Genomic DNA, 18,762 nt, shown 5'->3' with positions numbered 1-18,762 from the left:
ATCACCGGACTTTTTTATGATTAGCTTAAATTTCCTGTTAGGCGACGATGAAAATCGCTGCTGCGCATATCCAGCCCTTCAATAGTCACTTCAGCACCGTAACGTTTATAGCGATACTCGATACCATCCAGAGCCGCTACGGTGGAAGCATCCCAAATCTGTGCATGCGTCAGGTCGATGATGACTCGTTTGGGGTCATTGGCATACTCGAAATGCTCGAACAGGTCGTTACTGCTGGCAAAAAATAGTGGGCCGCGTACGGTATAGCGAACACTTTCACCATCATCACTTAATGTACGTTCTGCATGAATAACATGGGCTATGCGGCGTGCAAATAGCGCCATGGCAACAATAACTCCGGCCAATACACCGAGCGCGAGATTACTCGTCCAGACAGTAATCACTACAGTTAGCACCATCACCAGTGTTTCTGACCAGGGCATACGTTTAAGGGTTGATGTTTGCAAGCTATGCCAGTTAACCGTTTTTACTGCGACAACCATCATTATGCCCGCGAGTACCACCATAGGGATTTGTGCCAAAATTTTGCTCAGACCTGTCACCAGTAACAGCAGAACCACGGCTGCCGCGAAAGTTGAAACTCGGCTCCGGGCTTTGCCTAACTCAACATTGACGATAGTCTGGCCAATCATGGCACAACCCGCGATGCCACCATAAAAACCGGCGAGAATATTACCAACACCAAGGCCCCATGACTCACGGCGCTTGCTTGATGGGGTATCTGTAATGTCATCTACCAGTTTTGCTGTTAACAGCGACTCCATTAACCCGACAAAAGCGATACTTAACGCTGTAGGCCATACAATGTGGAGTGTTTGCCAATTCAGAGGAACCAGAAGCTGGGTGAACCCTGGCAAGCCGCCACCCATCGGCCCTTCATCGCCGACATTAGGTAGTCGGTAGCCCATCAACAAAGCCACTACAGTGACGACCACGATGGCAATAAGTGGTGAGGGTACGCTTTTAAGTATACGCGGGAGCAGCAAGACAATGAGCAGGGTAATGACAAGCATCCCCCATACCAGGTTCGATTGCCCCCAAACATGGGGTACCTGAGCGAAAAATATCAAGATACCCAATGCATTAACAAAACCGATCATCACAGAGCGCGGGATATAACGCATCATGCGAGATAAACCTGTCATGCCGAACAGGATTTGAACTATCCCTCCCAACACGACCGCTGGCAGTATGTATTCGACGCCATGTATATGAACCATTGGGCCGATGACTAATGCCACTGAACCTGCAGCGGCGGTGACCATTGCGGGTCGCCCTCCGAGAATAGATAGCGTCAAACACAGAACAATAGATGCGACCAAACTTACTTTCGGATCGACGCCAGCAATGACAGAAAATGAGATAACTTCAGGAATGAGCGCCAATGCTGTCATCACTCCGGCTAAACATTCACGTGCCATTAACTTTGGTGATGTGAGAACCTGGGCTACACGCAGTTGATCGCCTAACGCTTCAGCGGTGTTAATGTGATTACTGTTACTCATTTCTTCTGTCTCTTTTCATTATTATTTCTTAGGTAAAACTTACCGGGTGTTGGCAAAATAGCTAAACGCCAAGATCCTAAGCATCACAGCAAAAAACCGATAAAATATTGGCCTAAATGGGCATGAATAGATAATGCGAAAAGCATGAATGCTTTAACAGTACCCGCTCAGAGTCGTTCAGTGCGATGGGGAATAACTCAAGGTGGCGTAAGATTCATGATGACTTTAGTGACTCGTGGTAATTATAAGGGGGCTTTAGTGAGCAATGATACGATAGGAGGCTAGCCGCGAACACCAATTTCTAATGTCATAAATATGAGTGCCAATTATCCCCTTTTTAACTAAAACCCTTACTTTCTGAGTTTTATATTTAAACTAAAAAAACATTAAAACAAATAAAATCAACGTCTTGTATTGATTCTTGTTTGCTGTCATATAACTGTAATATTTCATACATTTTTCTGTCATTAAACTGTCCTATTTTCCCTCCTGCACCATACTTAATCTGATGAAAAAATTTTATACACTTTGTACTTGAAGTTGCAGGTTTGTTAGCTACGTTCACTCACCCGAATCACTTACACGAGTAAGTTCATCGGGGTTCGCTTGCCGCCTACCAGCAGCACCAAGTTCTTTGGTATAGAGTTAATTCTAATATCCCATTAGGAGGGATTATGAAACTGATGCGTACCACCGTAGCCAGCATTGTGGCAGCGACTTTATCTATGACCACCGTGTCCGCGTTCGCTGCTGCAAGCCTGACGGGTGCAGGTGCGACATTCCCCGCACCGGTGTATGCCAAGTGGGCAGATTCTTATCAGAAAGAAACAGGTAACAAAGTTAACTATCAGGGGATCGGTTCTTCGGGCGGCGTAAAACAAATTATTGCCAATACTGTTGATTTCGGTGCGTCTGATGCGCCATTAACAGATGACAAACTGGCGGCTGAAGGTTTGTTCCAATTTCCAACAGTGATCGGCGGCGTAGTATTGGCCGTGAATATCCCTGGTATTAAATCCGGTGAACTGACATTAGACGGTAAAACACTGGGTGATATTTATCTGGGTAATGTGAAAAAGTGGAATGATCCGGCTATTGTTAAGCTGAACCCAGGCGTTAAATTGCCAGATCAAAATATTGCTGTGGTGCGTCGTGCTGACGGCTCCGGCACTTCATTCGTGTTCACCAGCTACCTGGCTAAAGTGAACGCAGAATGGAAAGAAAAAGTAGGCGCAGGTTCGACGGTTAACTGGCCGACTGGTTTGGGTGGCAAAGGTAACGATGGTATCGCCGCCTTTGTACAGCGCTTACCTGGCTCTATTGGCTATGTAGAATATGCTTACGCCAAACAAAATAGCCTGGCTTACACCAAACTGATTTCTGCGGATGGTAAACCTGTTAGCCCAACAGAACACAGCTTTAGCTCTGCGGCGAAAGGTGTGGACTGGAGCAAAACATTTGCTCAAGACTTAACCAATCAAAAAGGTGATGATGTTTGGCCAATAACATCAACAACTTTCATCTTGGTACATAAAGAGCAGAAAAATGCGGCTAACGGCGTTGAAGTATTGAAGTTCTTTGACTGGGGTTACACAGACGGCGCTAAACAAGCCAACGAGCTGGATTATGCAACATTGCCAGCTGAAGTTGTTGAGCAAGTCCGTGCTGCTTGGAAAACTCAGATTAAAGATAGCAGCGGTAAGCCAATCTTCTGATTGAAGTTCGTTTTACCTGTAATAAGTTATTTATAACATCACCTTATACCCAAAGTAATTGGAGTTGCAGGTAGGCGGCAATTGAGCTAATCCCGATGAGCTGACTTATTTTAAGGTCAAGACCAGTCAGTGATTCGGGTTAGTGAACGCCGCCAACACGCCTGCGGCTTCAAGTACAAGGGGGTATAACACTCAGATGAGAAGAGAGTCTATGGCTGACAAGCCGACAATCAAAGCACCGAGTCAATATGGTGACATCATTTTCAGTGCGCTAGTTAAACTGGCTGCGCTGATTACGCTATTTCTGTTAGGCGGCATTATCGTTTCATTGATTATTGCTTCCTGGCCAAGCATTGAGAAATTTGGTTGGGCTTTCCTGTGGACCAAAGAGTGGGATGCGCCGGCTGAACAGTTTGGTGCATTAGTGCCGATTTACGGCACGGTTGTGACCTCGGTTATTGCCCTACTCATCGCGGTTCCGGTCAGTTTTGGTATTGCTCTGTTTTTAACTGAATTAGCCCCAAACTGGTTAAAACGCCCACTGGGTGTGGCGATTGAATTGTTAGCCGCGATCCCCAGCATTGTTTACGGGATGTGGGGTTTGTTTGTCTTCGCCCCGTTATTTGCCCGCTATTTCCAAGAGCCAGTCGGCAATGTGATGTCCGGCATCCCGATTGTGGGCGTATTGTTCTCTGGCCCGGCTTTTGGTATCGGCATTCTGGCCGCCGGTATCATCTTGGCCATCATGATTATTCCTTACATTGCAGCTGTCATGCGCGATGTCTTCGAACAAACCCCGGTGATGATGAAAGAGTCGGCCTATGGTATTGGCTGCACCACCTGGGAAGTGATTTGGCGCATTGTGCTGCCTTATACCAAAAATGGTGTTATTGGTGGCGTGATGTTGGGGCTGGGCCGTGCGCTGGGTGAAACCATGGCGGTAACCTTTATTATCGGCAACACCTACCAGCTCGACAGTTTCTCGCTGTTTATGCCGGGCAACAGTATTACCTCCGCGTTGGCGAATGAGTTTGCCGAAGCTGAATCTGGCTTACATACCGCCGCGTTGATGGAACTGGGTCTGATCTTATTCGTCATTACCTTTATCGTACTGGCTTTATCTAAGTTAATGGTTTTGCGTCTGGCTAAGAAAGAGGGGCGCTAAGATGGCGACGATGGATATGCAAAGTGATGCGACGCTGATGGAAACCCGCCGTAAAAAGCAGGCATGGCGTCGTCAAAAAAACCGTATTGCTTTATTGCTTTCAATGGCCACCATGGCATTTGGCCTGTTCTGGTTGGTGTGGATTTTGTTCTCCACGGTGACCAAAGGTATCGACGGTATGTCTTTGGCCTTGTTTACCGAGATGACACCGCCGCCCAATACGGCCGGTGGGGGGTTGGCAAACGCCATTGCGGGGAGCGGATTATTAATTCTGTGGGCAACCGTCATTGGCACCCCACTGGGGATTATGGCGGGGATTTATCTGGCGGAATATGGCCGTAAATCCTGGTTGGCGGAAATTACCCGCTTTATAAATGACATTTTATTATCAGCCCCTTCCATTGTTGTCGGCCTGTTTGTTTACACCATAGTGGTTGCCAAGATGGAGCACTTCTCCGGTTGGGCTGGGGTGATTGCGCTGGCGCTGTTACAAATCCCTATTGTCATTCGCACCACTGAAAACATGCTGAAGTTGGTACCGGATAGCTTGCGCGAAGCGGCTTATGCATTGGGAACACCAAAATGGCGCATGATATCGGCCATTACCTTGAAAGCATCTATCTCCGGTATTTTGACGGGTATCTTGTTAGCGGTCGCGCGTATTGCCGGTGAAACCGCGCCTTTGCTGTTCACCTCGCTCTCCAACCAGTTCTGGAGTACCGATCTGAGTCAGCCAATTGCTAACTTACCGGTCACTATCTTTAAGTTTGCCATGAGCCCATTTGCTGAATGGCAACAACTGGCATGGGCTGGGGTGCTTTTGATAACCCTGTGTGTGCTGTTACTGAATATTGTGGCTCGCGTTATTTTTGCTAAGAAAAAGTATTAATCGGCTGAGAAAAGCCCTTAATTAGCAAAGAAAAACCCGATTCGCCAATAAATTCCAAAATGCAGCTACGGCGGCATTGGCTAAAAGAGAGAAGTCTTGATGAGTATGGCTACTGACATCAACAACAGCAAAATTCAGGTTCGCGATCTGAACTTCTACTACGGCAAATTTCATGCGCTGAAGAATATTTCGCTGGATATTGCCAAAAACCAGGTCACAGCATTCATCGGCCCATCAGGCTGCGGTAAATCAACACTGCTGCGTACATTCAATAAAATGTATCAGTTGTATCCGGATCAGCGCGCTGAAGGCGACATTTTGCTGGATGGGCAGAATATCCTGACCGATAAACAAGATATTGCATTGTTGCGGGCAAAAGTTGGCATGGTTTTCCAAAAGCCAACCCCATTCCCAATGTCGATTTACGATAACATCGCCTTTGGTGTGAAACTGTTTGAGAACCTATCTCGCACCGATATGGATGAGCGCGTGCAATGGGCGCTGACCAAAGCGGCTTTGTGGAATGAAACCAAAGATAAGTTGCACCAGAGCGGATACAGTTTGTCGGGAGGCCAGCAGCAGCGCCTATGCATCGCCCGTGGTATCGCGATTCGCCCAGATGTGTTGTTGCTTGATGAGCCTTGCTCAGCACTTGACCCTATCTCGACTGGCCGTATTGAAGAGCTGATCAGCGAGTTGAAGTCTGACTATACGGTGGTGATAGTGACACACAACATGCAGCAAGCGGCTCGCTGCTCAGATCACACGGCATTTATGTATCTGGGCGAGTTAATTGAATTCAGTGATACAGATACGCTGTTTACCGCACCACAGCAGAAACAGACGGAAGATTATATCACCGGTCGCTATGGCTGATTTTACTCATAGGGTATACATCAATTTCGCCTATTTACATGTACGGGAAGTATCATGGATAACTTGAATCTTAATAAACATATTTCCGGCCAGTTCAATGCAGAACTTGAACATATCCGCACCCAAGTATTGACCATGGGCGGGCTGGTGGAACAACAATTATCTGACGCGATCACCGCCATGCACAATCAGGACGGCGAGTTGGCAAAACAGGTCATTGCTGGTGATAAAAAGGTCAATATGATGGAAGTGGCCATTGATGAAGCCTGTGTGCGCATCATTGCCAAACGTCAGCCGACGGCGAGTGATTTGCGTCTGGTGATGGCCATCATCAAGACGATTTCTGAGCTAGAGCGCATCGGTGATGTGGCGGATAAAATCTGCCGCACTGCGCTGGAAAAATTCTCTCATCAACACCAGCCTTTACTGGTCAGTTTGGAGTCTTTGGGGCGTCATACGGTACAGATGCTGCATGATGTTCTGGATGCCTTTGCCCGGATGGATTTGGATGAAGCTATCCGAATCTATCGCGAAGATAAGAAAGTTGATCAGGAATATGAAGGCATTGTGCGCCAGTTGATGACGTATATGATGGAAGATCCGCGAACTATCCCAAGTGTGCTGACAGCATTGTTTTGCGCCCGTTCGATTGAACGCATTGGCGACCGCTGCCAGAATATCTGCGAATTTATCTTCTACTTTGTTAAAGGTCAGGATTTCCGTCACTTAGGTGGCGATGATTTAGAAAAACTGCTTTCTAATAAAGCTGAAAAGTAACCTGTTTCCCCCAATTAGATTAAGCATTTCTGCTTGATTGGGGGTTATTTTTATAAATTATTTTTTCCCGCCTTTGCTACCTTATTATTAATTTATTAAGCTAATTCACTCTCGTTTTATCTCTGTTTATATTTAATCCCCCATTGATTGACATAATGAAAGTGTGTTTTGTTGCTTTGTGGATGTATATTTAAATGGTTTTATTGTTTAGGGGAAATATAACTTCCCTCATGGGGAAAGTATATTTCCCCTATTATAATATAATGGCGATTTTAATATTTATCTGCATAAGAATATATGATTTTTAATATGCGTTTACATTGGGCGGGATAAGTGAACATACGTCTGTATATGCCAAAGAATGTCGCTCTTAGCCTGCTGTGGGTTGTTTGGGGAGCATGTTTAGTTAGCTATATAGTCTACAATTTATTTTTTTATCTTCTTCTTGCTCCTACTTTATTCCTCATTTTTATTCTGATAAATATTATGTTTAAAAAGAAAGCAAGCAGTCATGACAAGGTGTCTATTATGGCCAACTCTTCTCTACCATCTTCAGCCCCATTATCGGGTTCGCCATCAGACTCAGTGAAGACAAATACGATTATAGCGGTGGGGACAAAATTAAAAGGTAATATTAATCTTGATGGTGACATTCAAATTTATGGTGTTGTCATCGGTGATATTGTTGTCAATGAAGGCACACTAAGATTGATGCGCAGTGGTCATATTGAAGGGAATTTAACCGCCCCTCACATTACGGTTGATGGGCGGATCGAGGGTGTTTGTGTTTCCGATCATTTGGAAATTTTGGAGAATGGTCGGCTAAACGGCATTGTAAAAGGCAGTAATTTCTCTATCAAGAAAGGCGGTGTTTTCATTGGTCAGTCAGAGATTAGCGAAGAGTCTGAAAGCCTGACAAAGACTAAAGTTAAATCCACTACTTCGAATCATCATGAAAAGGTAAAGTCGGAAGAAACACCCAGTTAAATACTATAACTCGGTATATAACTCTGTTGAGGTTGTTGTTACTCATACACGCTAGAAATGCGGTTTGGCCGGGGATTCACGGCCATAATCGCCCGTTTTCCCCGCCCATGATTTCACTTTTTCTTTCAATATAAGCAAACTTATCCACTGAGATGATTTAGTTATAAATATATCGTTTTATATTATTTCCTGACCTAACGCGGACTTGATAGCTTACGTGTATCGCAACATCTCAATCATCTTAGGAGCTTTCAATGAAGCAATCTCTAACCACCAAAAAAAGCGTTCTGGCACTCACGCTGTTAGCCGGTCTGGCCACACTTTCTGGTGCTGCTCACGCAGATAAGCTGGATGATATTAAACAGGCTGGTGTGGTGCGGATTGCTGTTTTCGATAGCAACCCACCATTTGGTTATATCGACCCACAGACTAAAAAACTGGTGGGATATGATGTCGATGTGGCGAATGCAATCGCGAAAGATTTAGGTGTAAAAGTTGAACTGCGGGCAACTAACCCAGCTAACCGTATTCCGTTACTGGCCTCTAAAAAAGTGGATTTGATTGCTGCCAACTTCACTATTACGGATGACCGCGCCAAAGAAGTGAACTTCAGCTTGCCGTACTTTGCGACGGGTCAGAAATTTATTGCCCATAAAGGTGTGCTGAAAACGCCAGAAGACATCGCTGGGTTGCGTATCGGTGCGGATAAAGGCACGGTACAGGAAATAACCTTACGTGACCGTTATCCAACGGCGAAAGTCATTTCCTATGATGATACTCCGGTGGCATTTACCGCTCTGCGCAATGGTAATGTTCAAGCTATCACTCAGGATGATGCAAAATTAGTTGGGTTGTTGGGCAACCTTTCTGTGGCACAAAAAGCAGATTTTGAAATCTCACCATTCAGTATTACTAAAGAATATCAAGGCGTTGGTATTCCTAAAGGGGAAGATCGCTTAACTACTCAAGTGAACGAGACACTGGTTAAACTGGAAAAAGATGGCGAAGCAGCGAAAATTTATGACCGCTGGTTCGGGCCTGAAACCAAAGCAGCTCAACCCCGTGGCGATTTCAAATTTGCACCATTGGATCAACAGCCTAAAGCATGATTCAATAGTCAATTGAGAACACCAAAAGCCCTGCATTGTTGTGATGCAGGGCTATTTGCTTTCATGCAGATACGGGTTTAAGGAAATATGAATCTACATCACCTCACTGACTGGTTGCTGGCTCCGCAATATCTCGGCTGGTTATGGAATGGTTTTCTGCTGACGTTGTGGATTTCTGCCTGCACAGTGGTGGCTTCTACGCTATTGGGTTTTTTACTGGCCGCCGCCAGAGACAGCGAACTCAAAGCGTTGCAATGGTTTGCGATTGGTTACAGCATGCTATTTCGTAATACGCCGCTGCTTATCCAGTTGTTCTTTTGGTATTTTGCTGCCAGTCAATTTCTGCCCGCATCCTGGATACCTTGGCTTAATACTCCCCATGAAATCACGGTTTTTGGACTCACTCTCGGCTGGCCTTCTTTTGAGTTTTTGGCCGGTTTCATCGGCTTGACCTTCTATTCCACGGCATTTATTGCGGAAGAGTTGCGCTCGGGGATCAGCGGGGTTGCCAAGGGACAAAAATATGCTGCCCATGCATTGGGGCTGACGGGTTGGCAGTCTATGCGCCATGTTGTGTTGCCGCAGGCGTTGAAAATCGCTATGCCGCCGTTACTCGGCCAATATATGAATATTATTAAAAACTCATCATTAGCGATGGCTATTGGTGTGGCCGAGCTTTCTTATGCTTCCCGCCAGGTTGAAACGGAAACTTTGCGGACATTCCAGGCTTTTGGTGTGGCAACGGTGTTGTATATCGCGATTATTGCGTTGATTGAGGCCTGGGGCATGTGGCGTCAGCAGCGAACCATCGTTAAGGGGCACTGAGATGGATTTTACGATTATTGCCGATAACTGGACTTATCTGTTATGGGGAACATTTCCTGATGGGCCGTTAGGCGGAGCTGCATTAACCTTGTTGATCAGCCTGTTAGCTGGCGTGGCTTCGGCTATTTTAGGCACCGTGTTGGGTGTGGTGCTGGCGATGTCCCGCGGTGCCTGGGCGGGAATATTAGCTGCATTTTTAGGTTTTTTCCGCGCTATTCCCGTGATTATGTTGATTTTTTGGACGTATTTTCTACTGCCGATCGTATTTGGTGTGGATATCCCCGAAATCACTACTGTGGTATGCGCGTTGGCACTGATTGCTTCAGCCTATCTGGCTCATGCGGTGAAAGCGGGAATTGTGGCGATCGGGGCGGGGCAGTGGCAAGCGGGTTTGTCATTGGGCTTCAATCGTTGGCAAGTTTTGTGGTTCGTGGTTTTGCCGCAAGCCTTGCGCATGATGGTGCCATCATTTATTAATCAATGGATTTCTTTGATTAAGGATACCTCGCTGGCTTATATCGTCGGGGTCAATGAACTGACGTTTTTGGCCACTCAAGTTAATAACCGCAGTATGGTTTACCCGATGGAAGTATTCCTGTTCGTGGCATTGGTCTATTTCGTTTTATGTTTGGCACTGGACTTACTGGCAAATGGCCTTAACCGCCGTTTTAGCTCCCAACATGCCATTAATAAGCAAAGCGCCATTAACCGTTCATGGCGCTGGTGGCGAAATAAATCTGTATTACCAGTAAGTTAAGTGCGGGTTATCTGCCAGCCTCTGGCGCGCCATAAATCGGGTAGTTGCCGCATATCATCAAACATGGTGACTAATGGGTGGTGAATCGGCTGATTATGTGGATCGGCGCAGTAATAATATACCGGTATCCCGGCCGCTATTCCGGCATGGGTACCGGCTGCTGAGTCTTCAATCAAAATACAGCGCTCGGCCGCGACCTTCATCTCTTCTGCGGCATGATAAATCAACGCGGGATCAGGCTTCCAACGTTGGATGTCGTAGCCGCTATAGAGCCTTTCTTCAAAGAAAGGCAGTAAGTCGGTCAAGCCCAGAGAGTGCTGCATTTTACTCACCGGCCCATTGGACACCACGCAAATCGGCAATGTTATTTGCTCTAGCAATGTTTTTGCGCCGGCGATAGGTTGTAACTCAGCATCAAATAAGCGAGCAACTTCATCGCGATAGAGTTTCTCCAGCTTTTCTATTGGCTCATCCAGGCCGTTTTCTTTACTCACCAACGCGACGATTTCATTGAGTTTCACGCCCTTAAAACGCTTAATCACCTCTTCCAGCGACAAGTGAATATCATAATGGGCAAACATCACAACATAGGCCTGACAACACAGAACTTCACTGTCGACCAAGGTTCCATCACAATCGAACATGACACATTCAATCTGGTTCACTCAATCCATCCTTTATTATGCCGTTTTAAGTTCATTCCACTTTAACCATCCTGCCCCAGAATGCGATACATAATTACCCTGCTAGCAATATTACGCATATCAACTGAATAAAATTCAATAAGTTGAATAGTGGGTGGTTAAAGTTAATCCACTTGTTGCGCAACACGGCAGATAAAAAATAGCCAAATAGAGTGTGATCTCGCTCTAAACAACTGTTTTTTTGTTATAGGATATCCACAACTGTCACTCCCTTTTGCGGAACTCCTCAAATGAGTAAACCAAACCTTGATACTGAGCAGGGGCTGCTCGAACGTGTTTTTAAACTAAAGCAACACGGTACCACCGCCCGTACTGAGCTGATTGCGGGTATCACCACCTTCCTGACCATGGTCTATATCGTGTTCGTTAACCCACAGATTTTAGGGGTTGCGGGGATGGATGTGCAGGCCGTGTTTGTCACCACCTGTCTGATTGCTGCTTTCGGCAGTATCTTTATGGGCCTATTGGCTAACTTACCGGTCGCTCTGGCACCGGCGATGGGGCTTAATGCTTTCTTCGCTTTTGTGGTGGTTGGCGCGATGGGTATTTCATGGCAAGTCGGCATGGGTGCTATTTTCTGGGGAGCAATCGGTTTCCTTTTGCTCACTATTTTCCGCATCCGTTACTGGATGATAGCTAACATTCCTCTGAGTCTGCGGGTGGGGATAACCAGTGGTATCGGCCTGTTTATTGCCATGATGGGGCTGAAAAATGCCGGCATCGTGGTCGCCAATCCGGATACTTTAGTCGCGGTCGGGAATCTGACCTCTCACAGCGTCCTGTTGGGAGCATTGGGCTTCTTTATCATTGCAATTCTGGCATCACGCAATATTCATGCTGCGGTGCTGGTGTCGATTGTCGTGACGACGTTAATCGGCTGGGCGCTGGGTGATGTGCATTACTCTGGCATTTTCTCCATGCCGCCCAGTGTGACTTCCGTGGTTGGGCAGGTCGATTTAGCCGGTGCGCTGAATATTGGTATGGCGGGGATCATATTCTCCTTCATGCTGGTTAACCTGTTTGATTCATCCGGTACATTGATTGGTGTGACGGATAAAGCCGGTTTAACTGATCATAAAGGGAAGTTCCCGCGCATGAAACAAGCGCTGTATGTGGACAGTATCAGTTCTGTTGCCGGTGCGTTTATTGGTACGTCGTCAGTGACGGCTTATATTGAAAGCTCCTCCGGGGTTTCTGTCGGTGGCCGTACCGGCTTAACCGCCGTGGTGGTCGGGATCCTCTTCCTGTTGGTGATATTTATTTCTCCACTGGCTGGAATGGTACCTGCCTATGCAGCGGCGGGCGCATTGATTTATGTGGGCGTGCTGATGACATCCAGCTTGTCCCGTGTGAAATGGGATGACTTGACCGAAGCGGTTCCAGCATTTGTCACCGCAGTGATGATGCCGTTTAGCTTCTCAATTACTGAAGGGATTGCGCTGGGCTTTATTTCTTACTGCCTGATGAAGTTAGGTACCGGTCGCTGGCGTGAGATCAGCCCATGCGTGGTAGTGGTTGCGCTACTGTTTGTGCTGAAAATTGCGTTTGTTGATCACTGATAATTTATGATTAGTTACTGATTTTGAACACGCCCCCATATTCGACACCGAGGGTGGGGGCGTAGTATTTATAATCTTATGACTTCAATTGAGCGCTAATTTGCTCCAGTGCTTTTGTGGCACATTGCGCATCCAGATGCCCGCCGGGCGCACCAGCAACACCAATCGCACCAACCACTTCATCCCCAGCTTTCACCGGTACACCGCCACCTAAGAGTAAGAAACCGGGAATATCTTTCAGGTTATTGGCCGCGGGTGTTTTCTGACTGTTTTCCATAACTGTCCCACTTGGGGTTTTGGTCGACAGCGCGGTAAAGGCTTTTTGTTCACTGGCTTTTACAGTATGTGGGCCAGCATTATCAGCACGCAACACAGTCTTGATGATGCCAGCGCGATCCACGACGGTGACCGCGACGTTATAGCCATCAGCTTGGCAAACGGCGAGGGTACGGTTGGCTACATCAGTGGCCAGTGCCAAAGAAATATTACGTTCAGTATTCAGACCCGCAGCAGAGGCTTGAGTTATCAGGCCGATGAATAAGGCAGAAGTCAGGGCAATAGGCTTGATCATATAAAATCCTTATTGTTAGCGAAGTGAATTCCTCACAGTAAAGCTATCCTACGGCGAAAAGTGGTGAAAAAACATTCGGCTAACTACCCGTTTTACTAGGTACTTCTACCTATCCCCTGCGCACTTGACGCCGCAGGGGTGTTAGCTGCGTTCGCGTACCCGAATCACTTACTTATGTAAGCTCATCGGGATGAGTTCACTGGCTGCCTACCTGCAACACCAATTGCTTTGGGGATTATTGGCGCACTTGACGCCGCAGGGGTGTTAGCTGCGTTCGCGTACCCGAATCACTTACTTGTCGTTGACCTTATATAAGTAAGCTCATCGGGATTAATGAGCCTCATTCTTGAGGCTCACCCTAAGGGCTAGCATAAATGCTGTTCAAATCGGTTCCCGACCGATTTGTCTCTCACTTGCTGCCTACCTGCAACACCAATTACTTTGGGTATATTATTGGTAGGATATATGAGTAGTGATGAATAAGTGATGCCAGCGAGTTGACCTCTAATTTGGTAATGATATTGGCGCGGTGGGCCTCGACGGTTCGCGGAGATATCGACAAGATATGGGCGACCTGTTTACTGGTTTCCCCTTGAATAATCAGGGTGGCGACTTCCCGCTCTCGAGCAGAGAGTTGGTTGAATAACTGTTGATAGCTTGCCTGCTGCTTATAAGCTATCAGTGCCTGTTCATGTTGATCCAGCGCCATGCTGATGGTTTCGATCAATACATCGGCATCAATTGGTTTGGTCAAAAATTCCAGCGCCCCGCCTTTAAAGGCCCGGCGACACAATTCAACATTGCCATGCCCCGTCATAATGATGACCGGGAGGGAGCTATCACGCTCTTGAATGGTTTCTAAGATTGTCATGCCACTTTTACCCGGCATGCGAATATCCAACAGCACGCAACTCGGCTGGGTAACCGTCAGATTATCGAGGAATATCTGGCCGTTACTGAACGCCTTAACCTCCCAACCCATGGTCGAGAGTAACGCGGACAACGCAGCACGAACACCCTCATCATCATCAATCAGATAAATGTGTTTTGTCATGTGTACTCCCGGTCATCAGAGGAAAAATCAAGATAAAGCAAGCGCCGCCATGTTCATTGTTTCTCGCTTTTATGTCGCCACCCATACGCTGTACCAATGTTTCACACAGGGTTAGCCCTAATCCCAGCCCGCTCTCTCGGGTGGTATAGAAGGGGCTAAATAAGTTGTCTAATTGCTGATGATTTAGCCCTGGGCCATTATCCTCAATCTGAATAATGTATTGTTTTGGCGTAAATTTTATGGTGAAAGTGATTGTTGGGGCCGGCATTTGTTGGATAGCCTGAATGGCATTACTGAGCAAATTATGAAAAACCTGTTCCAGCCATAAAGGGTCACTTTGGAGTGTGGGCAGATTGGCGGGAATAATATTGATGATTTTCACATTCGCCGCAGTTATTTCTTGGCTCAATAACACATTAACTCGCCGCCAGATATCAGCCACCACGACCGGCTGTAAATTTATCTGCCCACGGCTGAGTAAGGTTCGCAGCCGATCGAGCAAAGCAGCAATGCGCTTGATTTGCTCGACAGAGGCCACCAGCAATGGAGCGACTTTCTCATCTTGCGGCGGTAACAGCCGTAGGGCGGTTTGGTTATAGGTCAATGTCGCGGTGAGCGGCTGGTTTAATTCATGGGCGATGCCGGTTGCAATTTCTCCCATAGCATTGAGTCTGGCCTGGTCAGCAAATTTGGCGCGTTGATCAGCATGTAAACGGTGCTGAGCCAATTGCTGCCAGCGGTGCCAACTGTATAAGGCAGCGGCTGTCATCAGCGAAAGCAGCAGGGCGGTAAACCAAGGTAAATCACGCCAAACCGGGGTGGCATGACCTATTAAAGTGAAAGATTGTGCCCCTTCGCCCACCGGTTTTTGCCACTGCCAGAAACTTTCAGGTGCTGAATGGCCCAAAATCGCGAGTTGATGCTGCTGATAGCGCAATATTAAGCTATCAAAATGAGGCGGTAAGCCCACTATTTGCAGTAATTTCTGGGCATTAACCTGCAAACCACTGCCGTTGTATGAGTTAGCCAACCGGTAATCTCCCTCCTGAATATGCAAGGTAAGTTGGCCGGGTTGAGATGGGTCTGCCGGTGTTTGATTGATTGCGACTAACTGTGGGAAATGGCGTTGTAATTGCACCAGTTGAGCCGGTTCCAGAGCCAAAAATAAAATTGCCTGCTGCTGGGCCAATTGTTGGCTTAGTTCGCGGTGAATGATGCGAAACTCCGCTTCTCGCTCGGTTTGTTGCGTATTCAGCCCATACCAGCCTAGCCAGAAAGTGGATATCAGGGTCAGGAGAAGCCAGACAGTGATTTTAACGGCCATGGGTGAGTAGCATCCGCAAAGATAAAGTGGCTATTGATAACATGGGGCGCGATACGGAGAAACCCCCCAATACCGCAGGCTATGGGGGTTCTGTAACCATAGAGGGTTATTTCACCCGAACACGCTCAATGTAAGTGGCAAATGCAGCAAGCTGTTTGGCCAGAAAATCCAGTGTTCCCTGATCCGTCAGCTCTTTGGTTTGTTCATCGACTTTGCTTTGAATCACACCGCCCATAAATTCAGGCTTATTCATTACCATCGCATCAAGGAAGACCAAAATTTGGCGCAAATGATACTGGCAGCGCGCGCCACCAATTGGCCCCATGGAGCTGGTCTGAATCGCCACTGGTTTGTTAGCCAGCGGTTGGTTAGGTAAACGGGATAGCCAGTCGATGGCATTTTTCAACCCACCTGGGACTGAGTAGTTATATTCCGGTGTCACGATAATCACCCCATCGGCCTGACGAATCTGCTCAGCAATGGCCTCAATCGTGGTCGGGAACCCCTCTTCCTGTTGTACATCGGCATCATAAAGTGGAATGTCGCGAATAGCAGGCAATGCTTCGATGCTCACACCGGCTGGCGCTAATATAGGTAGCGCACGCGCCACCATGGCATTGTATGAACCGCTACGCAGACTTCCCAATAGGGTAACAATTTTAAGGGGTTGCTGTGACATGACATACTCCCGATAAGTGAATAAATGATGCTGTTCCATCTCCAGAGTAGGACAAATTTGAGTGACGTGCTACCCATTAAAATTTAACTTAAATGAGTGTCATCTGCGGATTTGTTTCATTGAAATTGCGACCGATGGAAGAAAATGAAAAAATAGTTTCTGGTTGTTATCAAGTCTATACGTGAAATGCCGTTAATAGATCTGGAGCTATCCAGCTCTCTTACATTGAGCGACACGATAATGCTAAAAACCACTCAAGCCCGATTTACCTTACTCGTTAGTGCGTTTTTCATTTTTTTACTGATAATCACTGTGGTGGTTATTCAGCTTTTTATAACACCACAACTCAAACAATCTGAAAGCACCATTGTTGGCAACAGTGTTAACCAAATCGCCACGGCAATAACGGCGCAAATGAATAAAGTGGAAGCACAAGCCCGCAGTATTACGCAGGCCGTTGCCATCATGGACAGTAATACCATTGACTCATTATTGCCGGGGTTAGTGGATCAATACGGTGACAGCAATGTCTTTGGTGGTGGGATTTGGCCATTACCCAATAAACGCGAGCAAGGGGTGATTAAATTCAGCACTTTCTTTGCCCGTAATGGGGAAAATAAATTAACGGTGAATACCCACTGGAATTCGCCAGAGTCACAAAATTATTTTGAACAACCCTGGTACAAAGATGGCTTAAATGCCCCGAAAGGCTTCTGCGCTTGGGCTAAAGCCTATCAGGACGATGCCAGCCCGCAACCAAGAACCAACTGCGCAATGGCGATTTATAAAGGTGACGAGATCTATGGTGTTTCTACCATTGACGTCACTTTAGGTTTCTTTAACCGCCTGGTTAAAGAGATGGAACAGAAGGTCAATGGCACCATTCTGATTGTCGAAGCTGATGGCAAGATTGTGGGGAGCAGCGCCCTGACGGATGGTAAAGCAGAATTAAAAAATCTGTCAGATTTTGCCAGCAGTTCGCCGATGGCGGCAGAAACTCTGCGATTATTGCCGCAAATGAAAGACCAGAAATTACTGGAAAATGAATTTGACGTCGATGGCACCTCTCACACTCTGTTTATCCGCCCCATCGCCAATAGCCCGTGGTACTTGGTCACTGACCTGCCCACCAGTTTATTGGTCAAGCAGAGCCACAGCATTTTACTGCATCTGGGGTTAGTACAGATTCCTATCATGTTGTTATTGCTGTTGTTCCTGGTGTTTTCTATCCGCGTCTTTATGAAACGGCTGGCGGTGTTGAAGCAGAATATCACGGCATTATCCGCGGGTGGCGCTGATTTAACCCAGCGTTTACCACAAAGCAGTAGCCCGGAATTCAATGCTATTAACCAGAGTTTCAACGATTTTATCGACTATTTGCAGCAAATGATGCGCAAAGTCGGCGAAAGCAGTTTGGCTATCGCGTCGGCATCGCGCCAAATTGCCAGCGGCAATCTGGATTTATCCGCTCGTACTGAAGATCAAGCCAGCTCCATTGAAGAGACTGCGGCTTCAATGGATGAACTGACCAGTACCGTGAAACAAAATGCGGATAACGCTAGCCATGCCAACAAATTGGCAATGGATGCTTCCACAGTGGCGGTGAAAGGCGGCACCGTGGTGAAGAAAGTGGTGGATACCATGGGGTCAATCAACCATTCGTCGAAGAAAATCGTCGATATTATCAGTGTGATTGACAGCATTGCTTTCCAAACTAATATTTTGGCATTGAATGCGGCGGTAGAAGCCGCGAGAGCCGGTGAGCAGGGGCGTGGCTTTGCTGTAGTGGCCTCTGAAGTGCGTAATCTGGCGCAGCGTTCGGCCACTTCTGCACGCGAAATTAAAAAGCTGATTGAAGACTCGGTGTCTGATATTACGATTGGTACTCGTCTGGTGGCGGATGCGGGCACGACAATGGATGACCTGATGAGCGGGGTTTCCAATGTGGCGTCATTAATGAATGAAATAATGTCATCCAGCCAAGAGCAAAGCTTGGGTATTGAGCAGGTTAATCTCGCGATTAATCAGCTAGATAACTCAACGCAGCAAAATGCGGCGCTGGTGGAACAAGTGGCGGCAGCGGCTCAAGCTATGCAGGATCAAACCGTGCAGTTGGAAAGTGTGATTAGCGGCTTTAAGGTTTAATTTTATACCCGTCATACTTCAAGCTGCATGTGTGTTGGCTACGCTCATTCATCCCGAATTATTTAGGGTATATATCGCTGTTATGCCAAAAAAATTAACC

17 protein-coding genes are annotated in these 18,762 nt (G+C 46.9%); 11 read left to right on the top strand and 6 right to left on the bottom strand.

The window, feature by feature from the left end; genetic code table 11:
* Positions 1-20 precede the first annotated feature (20 nt).
* On the bottom strand, positions 21-1,526 hold the full coding sequence (locus tag OVO64_RS06700; protein ID WP_038637738.1) for a SulP family inorganic anion transporter: 1,506 nt from the start codon (positions 1,524-1,526) through the stop codon (positions 21-23).
* Positions 1,527-2,200: 674 nt separating this feature from the next.
* Here OVO64_RS06700 and pstS point away from each other — a divergent pair.
* The 9 genes from pstS (at position 2,201) to OVO64_RS06655 (ending at position 10,626) form a co-directional block, all read left to right on the top strand.
* The gene (gene pstS / locus OVO64_RS06695; protein WP_038637735.1) at positions 2,201-3,241 is read left to right on the top strand and encodes a phosphate ABC transporter substrate-binding protein PstS; all 1,041 of its coding nucleotides are present in this window, start codon (positions 2,201-2,203) and stop codon (positions 3,239-3,241) included.
* 211 nt (positions 3,242-3,452) lie between these two features.
* The gene (gene pstC / locus OVO64_RS06690; RefSeq protein ID WP_038637732.1) at positions 3,453-4,406 is read left to right on the top strand and encodes a phosphate ABC transporter permease PstC; all 954 of its coding nucleotides are present in this window, start codon (positions 3,453-3,455) and stop codon (positions 4,404-4,406) included.
* A gap of 1 nt (position 4,407) precedes the next feature.
* Positions 4,408-5,295 (top strand): phosphate ABC transporter permease PstA, encoded by an 888-nt coding sequence (gene pstA / locus OVO64_RS06685; RefSeq protein ID WP_038637729.1) that lies wholly within the window; start codon positions 4,408-4,410, stop codon positions 5,293-5,295.
* Positions 5,296-5,394: 99 nt separating this feature from the next.
* The gene (gene pstB, locus OVO64_RS06680; RefSeq protein ID WP_038637726.1) at positions 5,395-6,171 is read left to right on the top strand and encodes a phosphate ABC transporter ATP-binding protein PstB; all 777 of its coding nucleotides are present in this window, start codon (positions 5,395-5,397) and stop codon (positions 6,169-6,171) included.
* 54 nt (positions 6,172-6,225) lie between these two features.
* The gene (gene phoU / locus OVO64_RS06675; protein WP_038637723.1) at positions 6,226-6,948 is read left to right on the top strand and encodes a phosphate signaling complex protein PhoU; all 723 of its coding nucleotides are present in this window, start codon (positions 6,226-6,228) and stop codon (positions 6,946-6,948) included.
* 378 nt (positions 6,949-7,326) lie between these two features.
* Positions 7,327-7,935 carry a bactofilin family protein gene (locus OVO64_RS06670; protein WP_042562657.1) on the top strand — a complete coding sequence of 203 codons (609 nt, stop codon included), beginning with the start codon at positions 7,327-7,329 and terminating at the stop codon, positions 7,933-7,935.
* A gap of 254 nt (positions 7,936-8,189) precedes the next feature.
* Positions 8,190-9,044 (top strand): ABC transporter substrate-binding protein, encoded by an 855-nt coding sequence (locus OVO64_RS06665; RefSeq protein ID WP_038637721.1) that lies wholly within the window; start codon positions 8,190-8,192, stop codon positions 9,042-9,044.
* 87 nt (positions 9,045-9,131) lie between these two features.
* Positions 9,132-9,869: an amino acid ABC transporter permease gene (locus tag OVO64_RS06660; RefSeq protein WP_038637717.1), complete on the top strand. Its 738-nt coding sequence runs from the start codon at positions 9,132-9,134 to the stop codon at positions 9,867-9,869.
* A 1-nt stretch (position 9,870) separates the two neighbouring features.
* Positions 9,871-10,626 carry an amino acid ABC transporter permease gene (locus OVO64_RS06655; RefSeq protein ID WP_038637714.1) on the top strand — a complete coding sequence of 252 codons (756 nt, stop codon included), beginning with the start codon at positions 9,871-9,873 and terminating at the stop codon, positions 10,624-10,626.
* Here the strand turns inward: OVO64_RS06655 and yieH are convergent.
* Entirely contained in the window at positions 10,623-11,291 is a 669-nt protein-coding gene (gene yieH, locus OVO64_RS06650; RefSeq protein ID WP_050291908.1) for a 6-phosphogluconate phosphatase, read from the bottom strand. The genes OVO64_RS06655 and yieH overlap by 4 nt on opposite strands.
* A gap of 269 nt (positions 11,292-11,560) precedes the next feature.
* Here yieH and OVO64_RS06645 point away from each other — a divergent pair, with 269 nt between their 5' ends.
* On the top strand, positions 11,561-12,889 hold the full coding sequence (locus OVO64_RS06645) for an NCS2 family permease (protein ID WP_038637709.1): 1,329 nt from the start codon (positions 11,561-11,563) through the stop codon (positions 12,887-12,889).
* 76 nt (positions 12,890-12,965) lie between these two features.
* Here OVO64_RS06645 and OVO64_RS06640 read toward each other — a convergent pair whose 3' ends face one another.
* From OVO64_RS06640 to OVO64_RS06625, 4 genes are all read right to left on the bottom strand, one after another.
* Positions 12,966-13,460, bottom strand: coding sequence for a GlcG/HbpS family heme-binding protein (locus tag OVO64_RS06640; RefSeq protein ID WP_038637706.1), 495 nt, complete (start codon positions 13,458-13,460; stop codon positions 12,966-12,968).
* Positions 13,461-13,896: 436 nt separating this feature from the next.
* The gene (locus OVO64_RS06635; RefSeq protein WP_038637703.1) at positions 13,897-14,514 is read right to left on the bottom strand and encodes a response regulator transcription factor; all 618 of its coding nucleotides are present in this window, start codon (positions 14,512-14,514) and stop codon (positions 13,897-13,899) included.
* Positions 14,489-15,838, bottom strand: coding sequence for a sensor histidine kinase (locus OVO64_RS06630; RefSeq protein ID WP_145509793.1), 1,350 nt, complete (start codon positions 15,836-15,838; stop codon positions 14,489-14,491). Before OVO64_RS06630 ends, OVO64_RS06635 begins: the two co-directional genes overlap by 26 nt.
* A gap of 106 nt (positions 15,839-15,944) precedes the next feature.
* A complete protein-coding gene (locus OVO64_RS06625) occupies positions 15,945-16,517 on the bottom strand; it encodes an NADPH-dependent FMN reductase (RefSeq protein WP_038639953.1) in 573 nt (190 codons plus the stop codon).
* A gap of 240 nt (positions 16,518-16,757) precedes the next feature.
* Here OVO64_RS06625 and OVO64_RS06620 point away from each other — a divergent pair, with 240 nt between their 5' ends.
* Positions 16,758-18,662: a methyl-accepting chemotaxis protein gene (locus OVO64_RS06620; protein WP_038637696.1), complete on the top strand. Its 1,905-nt coding sequence runs from the start codon at positions 16,758-16,760 to the stop codon at positions 18,660-18,662.
* Positions 18,663-18,762 lie beyond the last annotated feature (100 nt).

The organism is Yersinia sp. Marseille-Q5920, from assembly GCF_946902935.1.
GTDB classification, from domain to species: Bacteria; Pseudomonadota; Gammaproteobacteria; order Enterobacterales; family Enterobacteriaceae; genus Yersinia; species Yersinia rochesterensis.
This window is presented reverse-complemented; position numbering and strand designations above follow the sequence as displayed.

Excerpts from the sequence above, each read along its gene's own strand:
- OVO64_RS06700 (WP_038637738.1), bottom strand. The coding sequence starts at position 1,526 with ATGAGTAACAGTAATCACATTAACACCGCTGAAGCGTTAGGCGATCAA.
- pstS (WP_038637735.1), top strand. The coding sequence starts at position 2,201 with ATGAAACTGATGCGTACCACCGTAGCCAGCATTGTGGCAGCGACTTTA.
- pstC (WP_038637732.1), top strand. The coding sequence starts at position 3,453 with ATGGCTGACAAGCCGACAATCAAAGCACCGAGTCAATATGGTGACATC.
- pstA (WP_038637729.1), top strand. The coding sequence starts at position 4,408 with ATGGCGACGATGGATATGCAAAGTGATGCGACGCTGATGGAAACCCGC.
- pstB (WP_038637726.1), top strand. The coding sequence starts at position 5,395 with ATGAGTATGGCTACTGACATCAACAACAGCAAAATTCAGGTTCGCGAT.
- phoU (WP_038637723.1), top strand. The coding sequence starts at position 6,226 with ATGGATAACTTGAATCTTAATAAACATATTTCCGGCCAGTTCAATGCA.
- OVO64_RS06665 (WP_038637721.1), top strand. The coding sequence starts at position 8,190 with ATGAAGCAATCTCTAACCACCAAAAAAAGCGTTCTGGCACTCACGCTG.
- OVO64_RS06660 (WP_038637717.1), top strand. The coding sequence starts at position 9,132 with ATGAATCTACATCACCTCACTGACTGGTTGCTGGCTCCGCAATATCTC.
- OVO64_RS06655 (WP_038637714.1), top strand. The coding sequence starts at position 9,871 with ATGGATTTTACGATTATTGCCGATAACTGGACTTATCTGTTATGGGGA.
- OVO64_RS06645 (WP_038637709.1), top strand. The coding sequence starts at position 11,561 with ATGAGTAAACCAAACCTTGATACTGAGCAGGGGCTGCTCGAACGTGTT.
- OVO64_RS06640 (WP_038637706.1), bottom strand. The coding sequence starts at position 13,460 with ATGATCAAGCCTATTGCCCTGACTTCTGCCTTATTCATCGGCCTGATA.
- OVO64_RS06635 (WP_038637703.1), bottom strand. The coding sequence starts at position 14,514 with ATGACAAAACACATTTATCTGATTGATGATGATGAGGGTGTTCGTGCT.
- OVO64_RS06630 (WP_145509793.1), bottom strand. The coding sequence starts at position 15,838 with ATGGCCGTTAAAATCACTGTCTGGCTTCTCCTGACCCTGATATCCACT.
- OVO64_RS06625 (WP_038639953.1), bottom strand. The coding sequence starts at position 16,517 with ATGTCACAGCAACCCCTTAAAATTGTTACCCTATTGGGAAGTCTGCGT.
- OVO64_RS06620 (WP_038637696.1), top strand. The coding sequence starts at position 16,758 with ATGCTAAAAACCACTCAAGCCCGATTTACCTTACTCGTTAGTGCGTTT.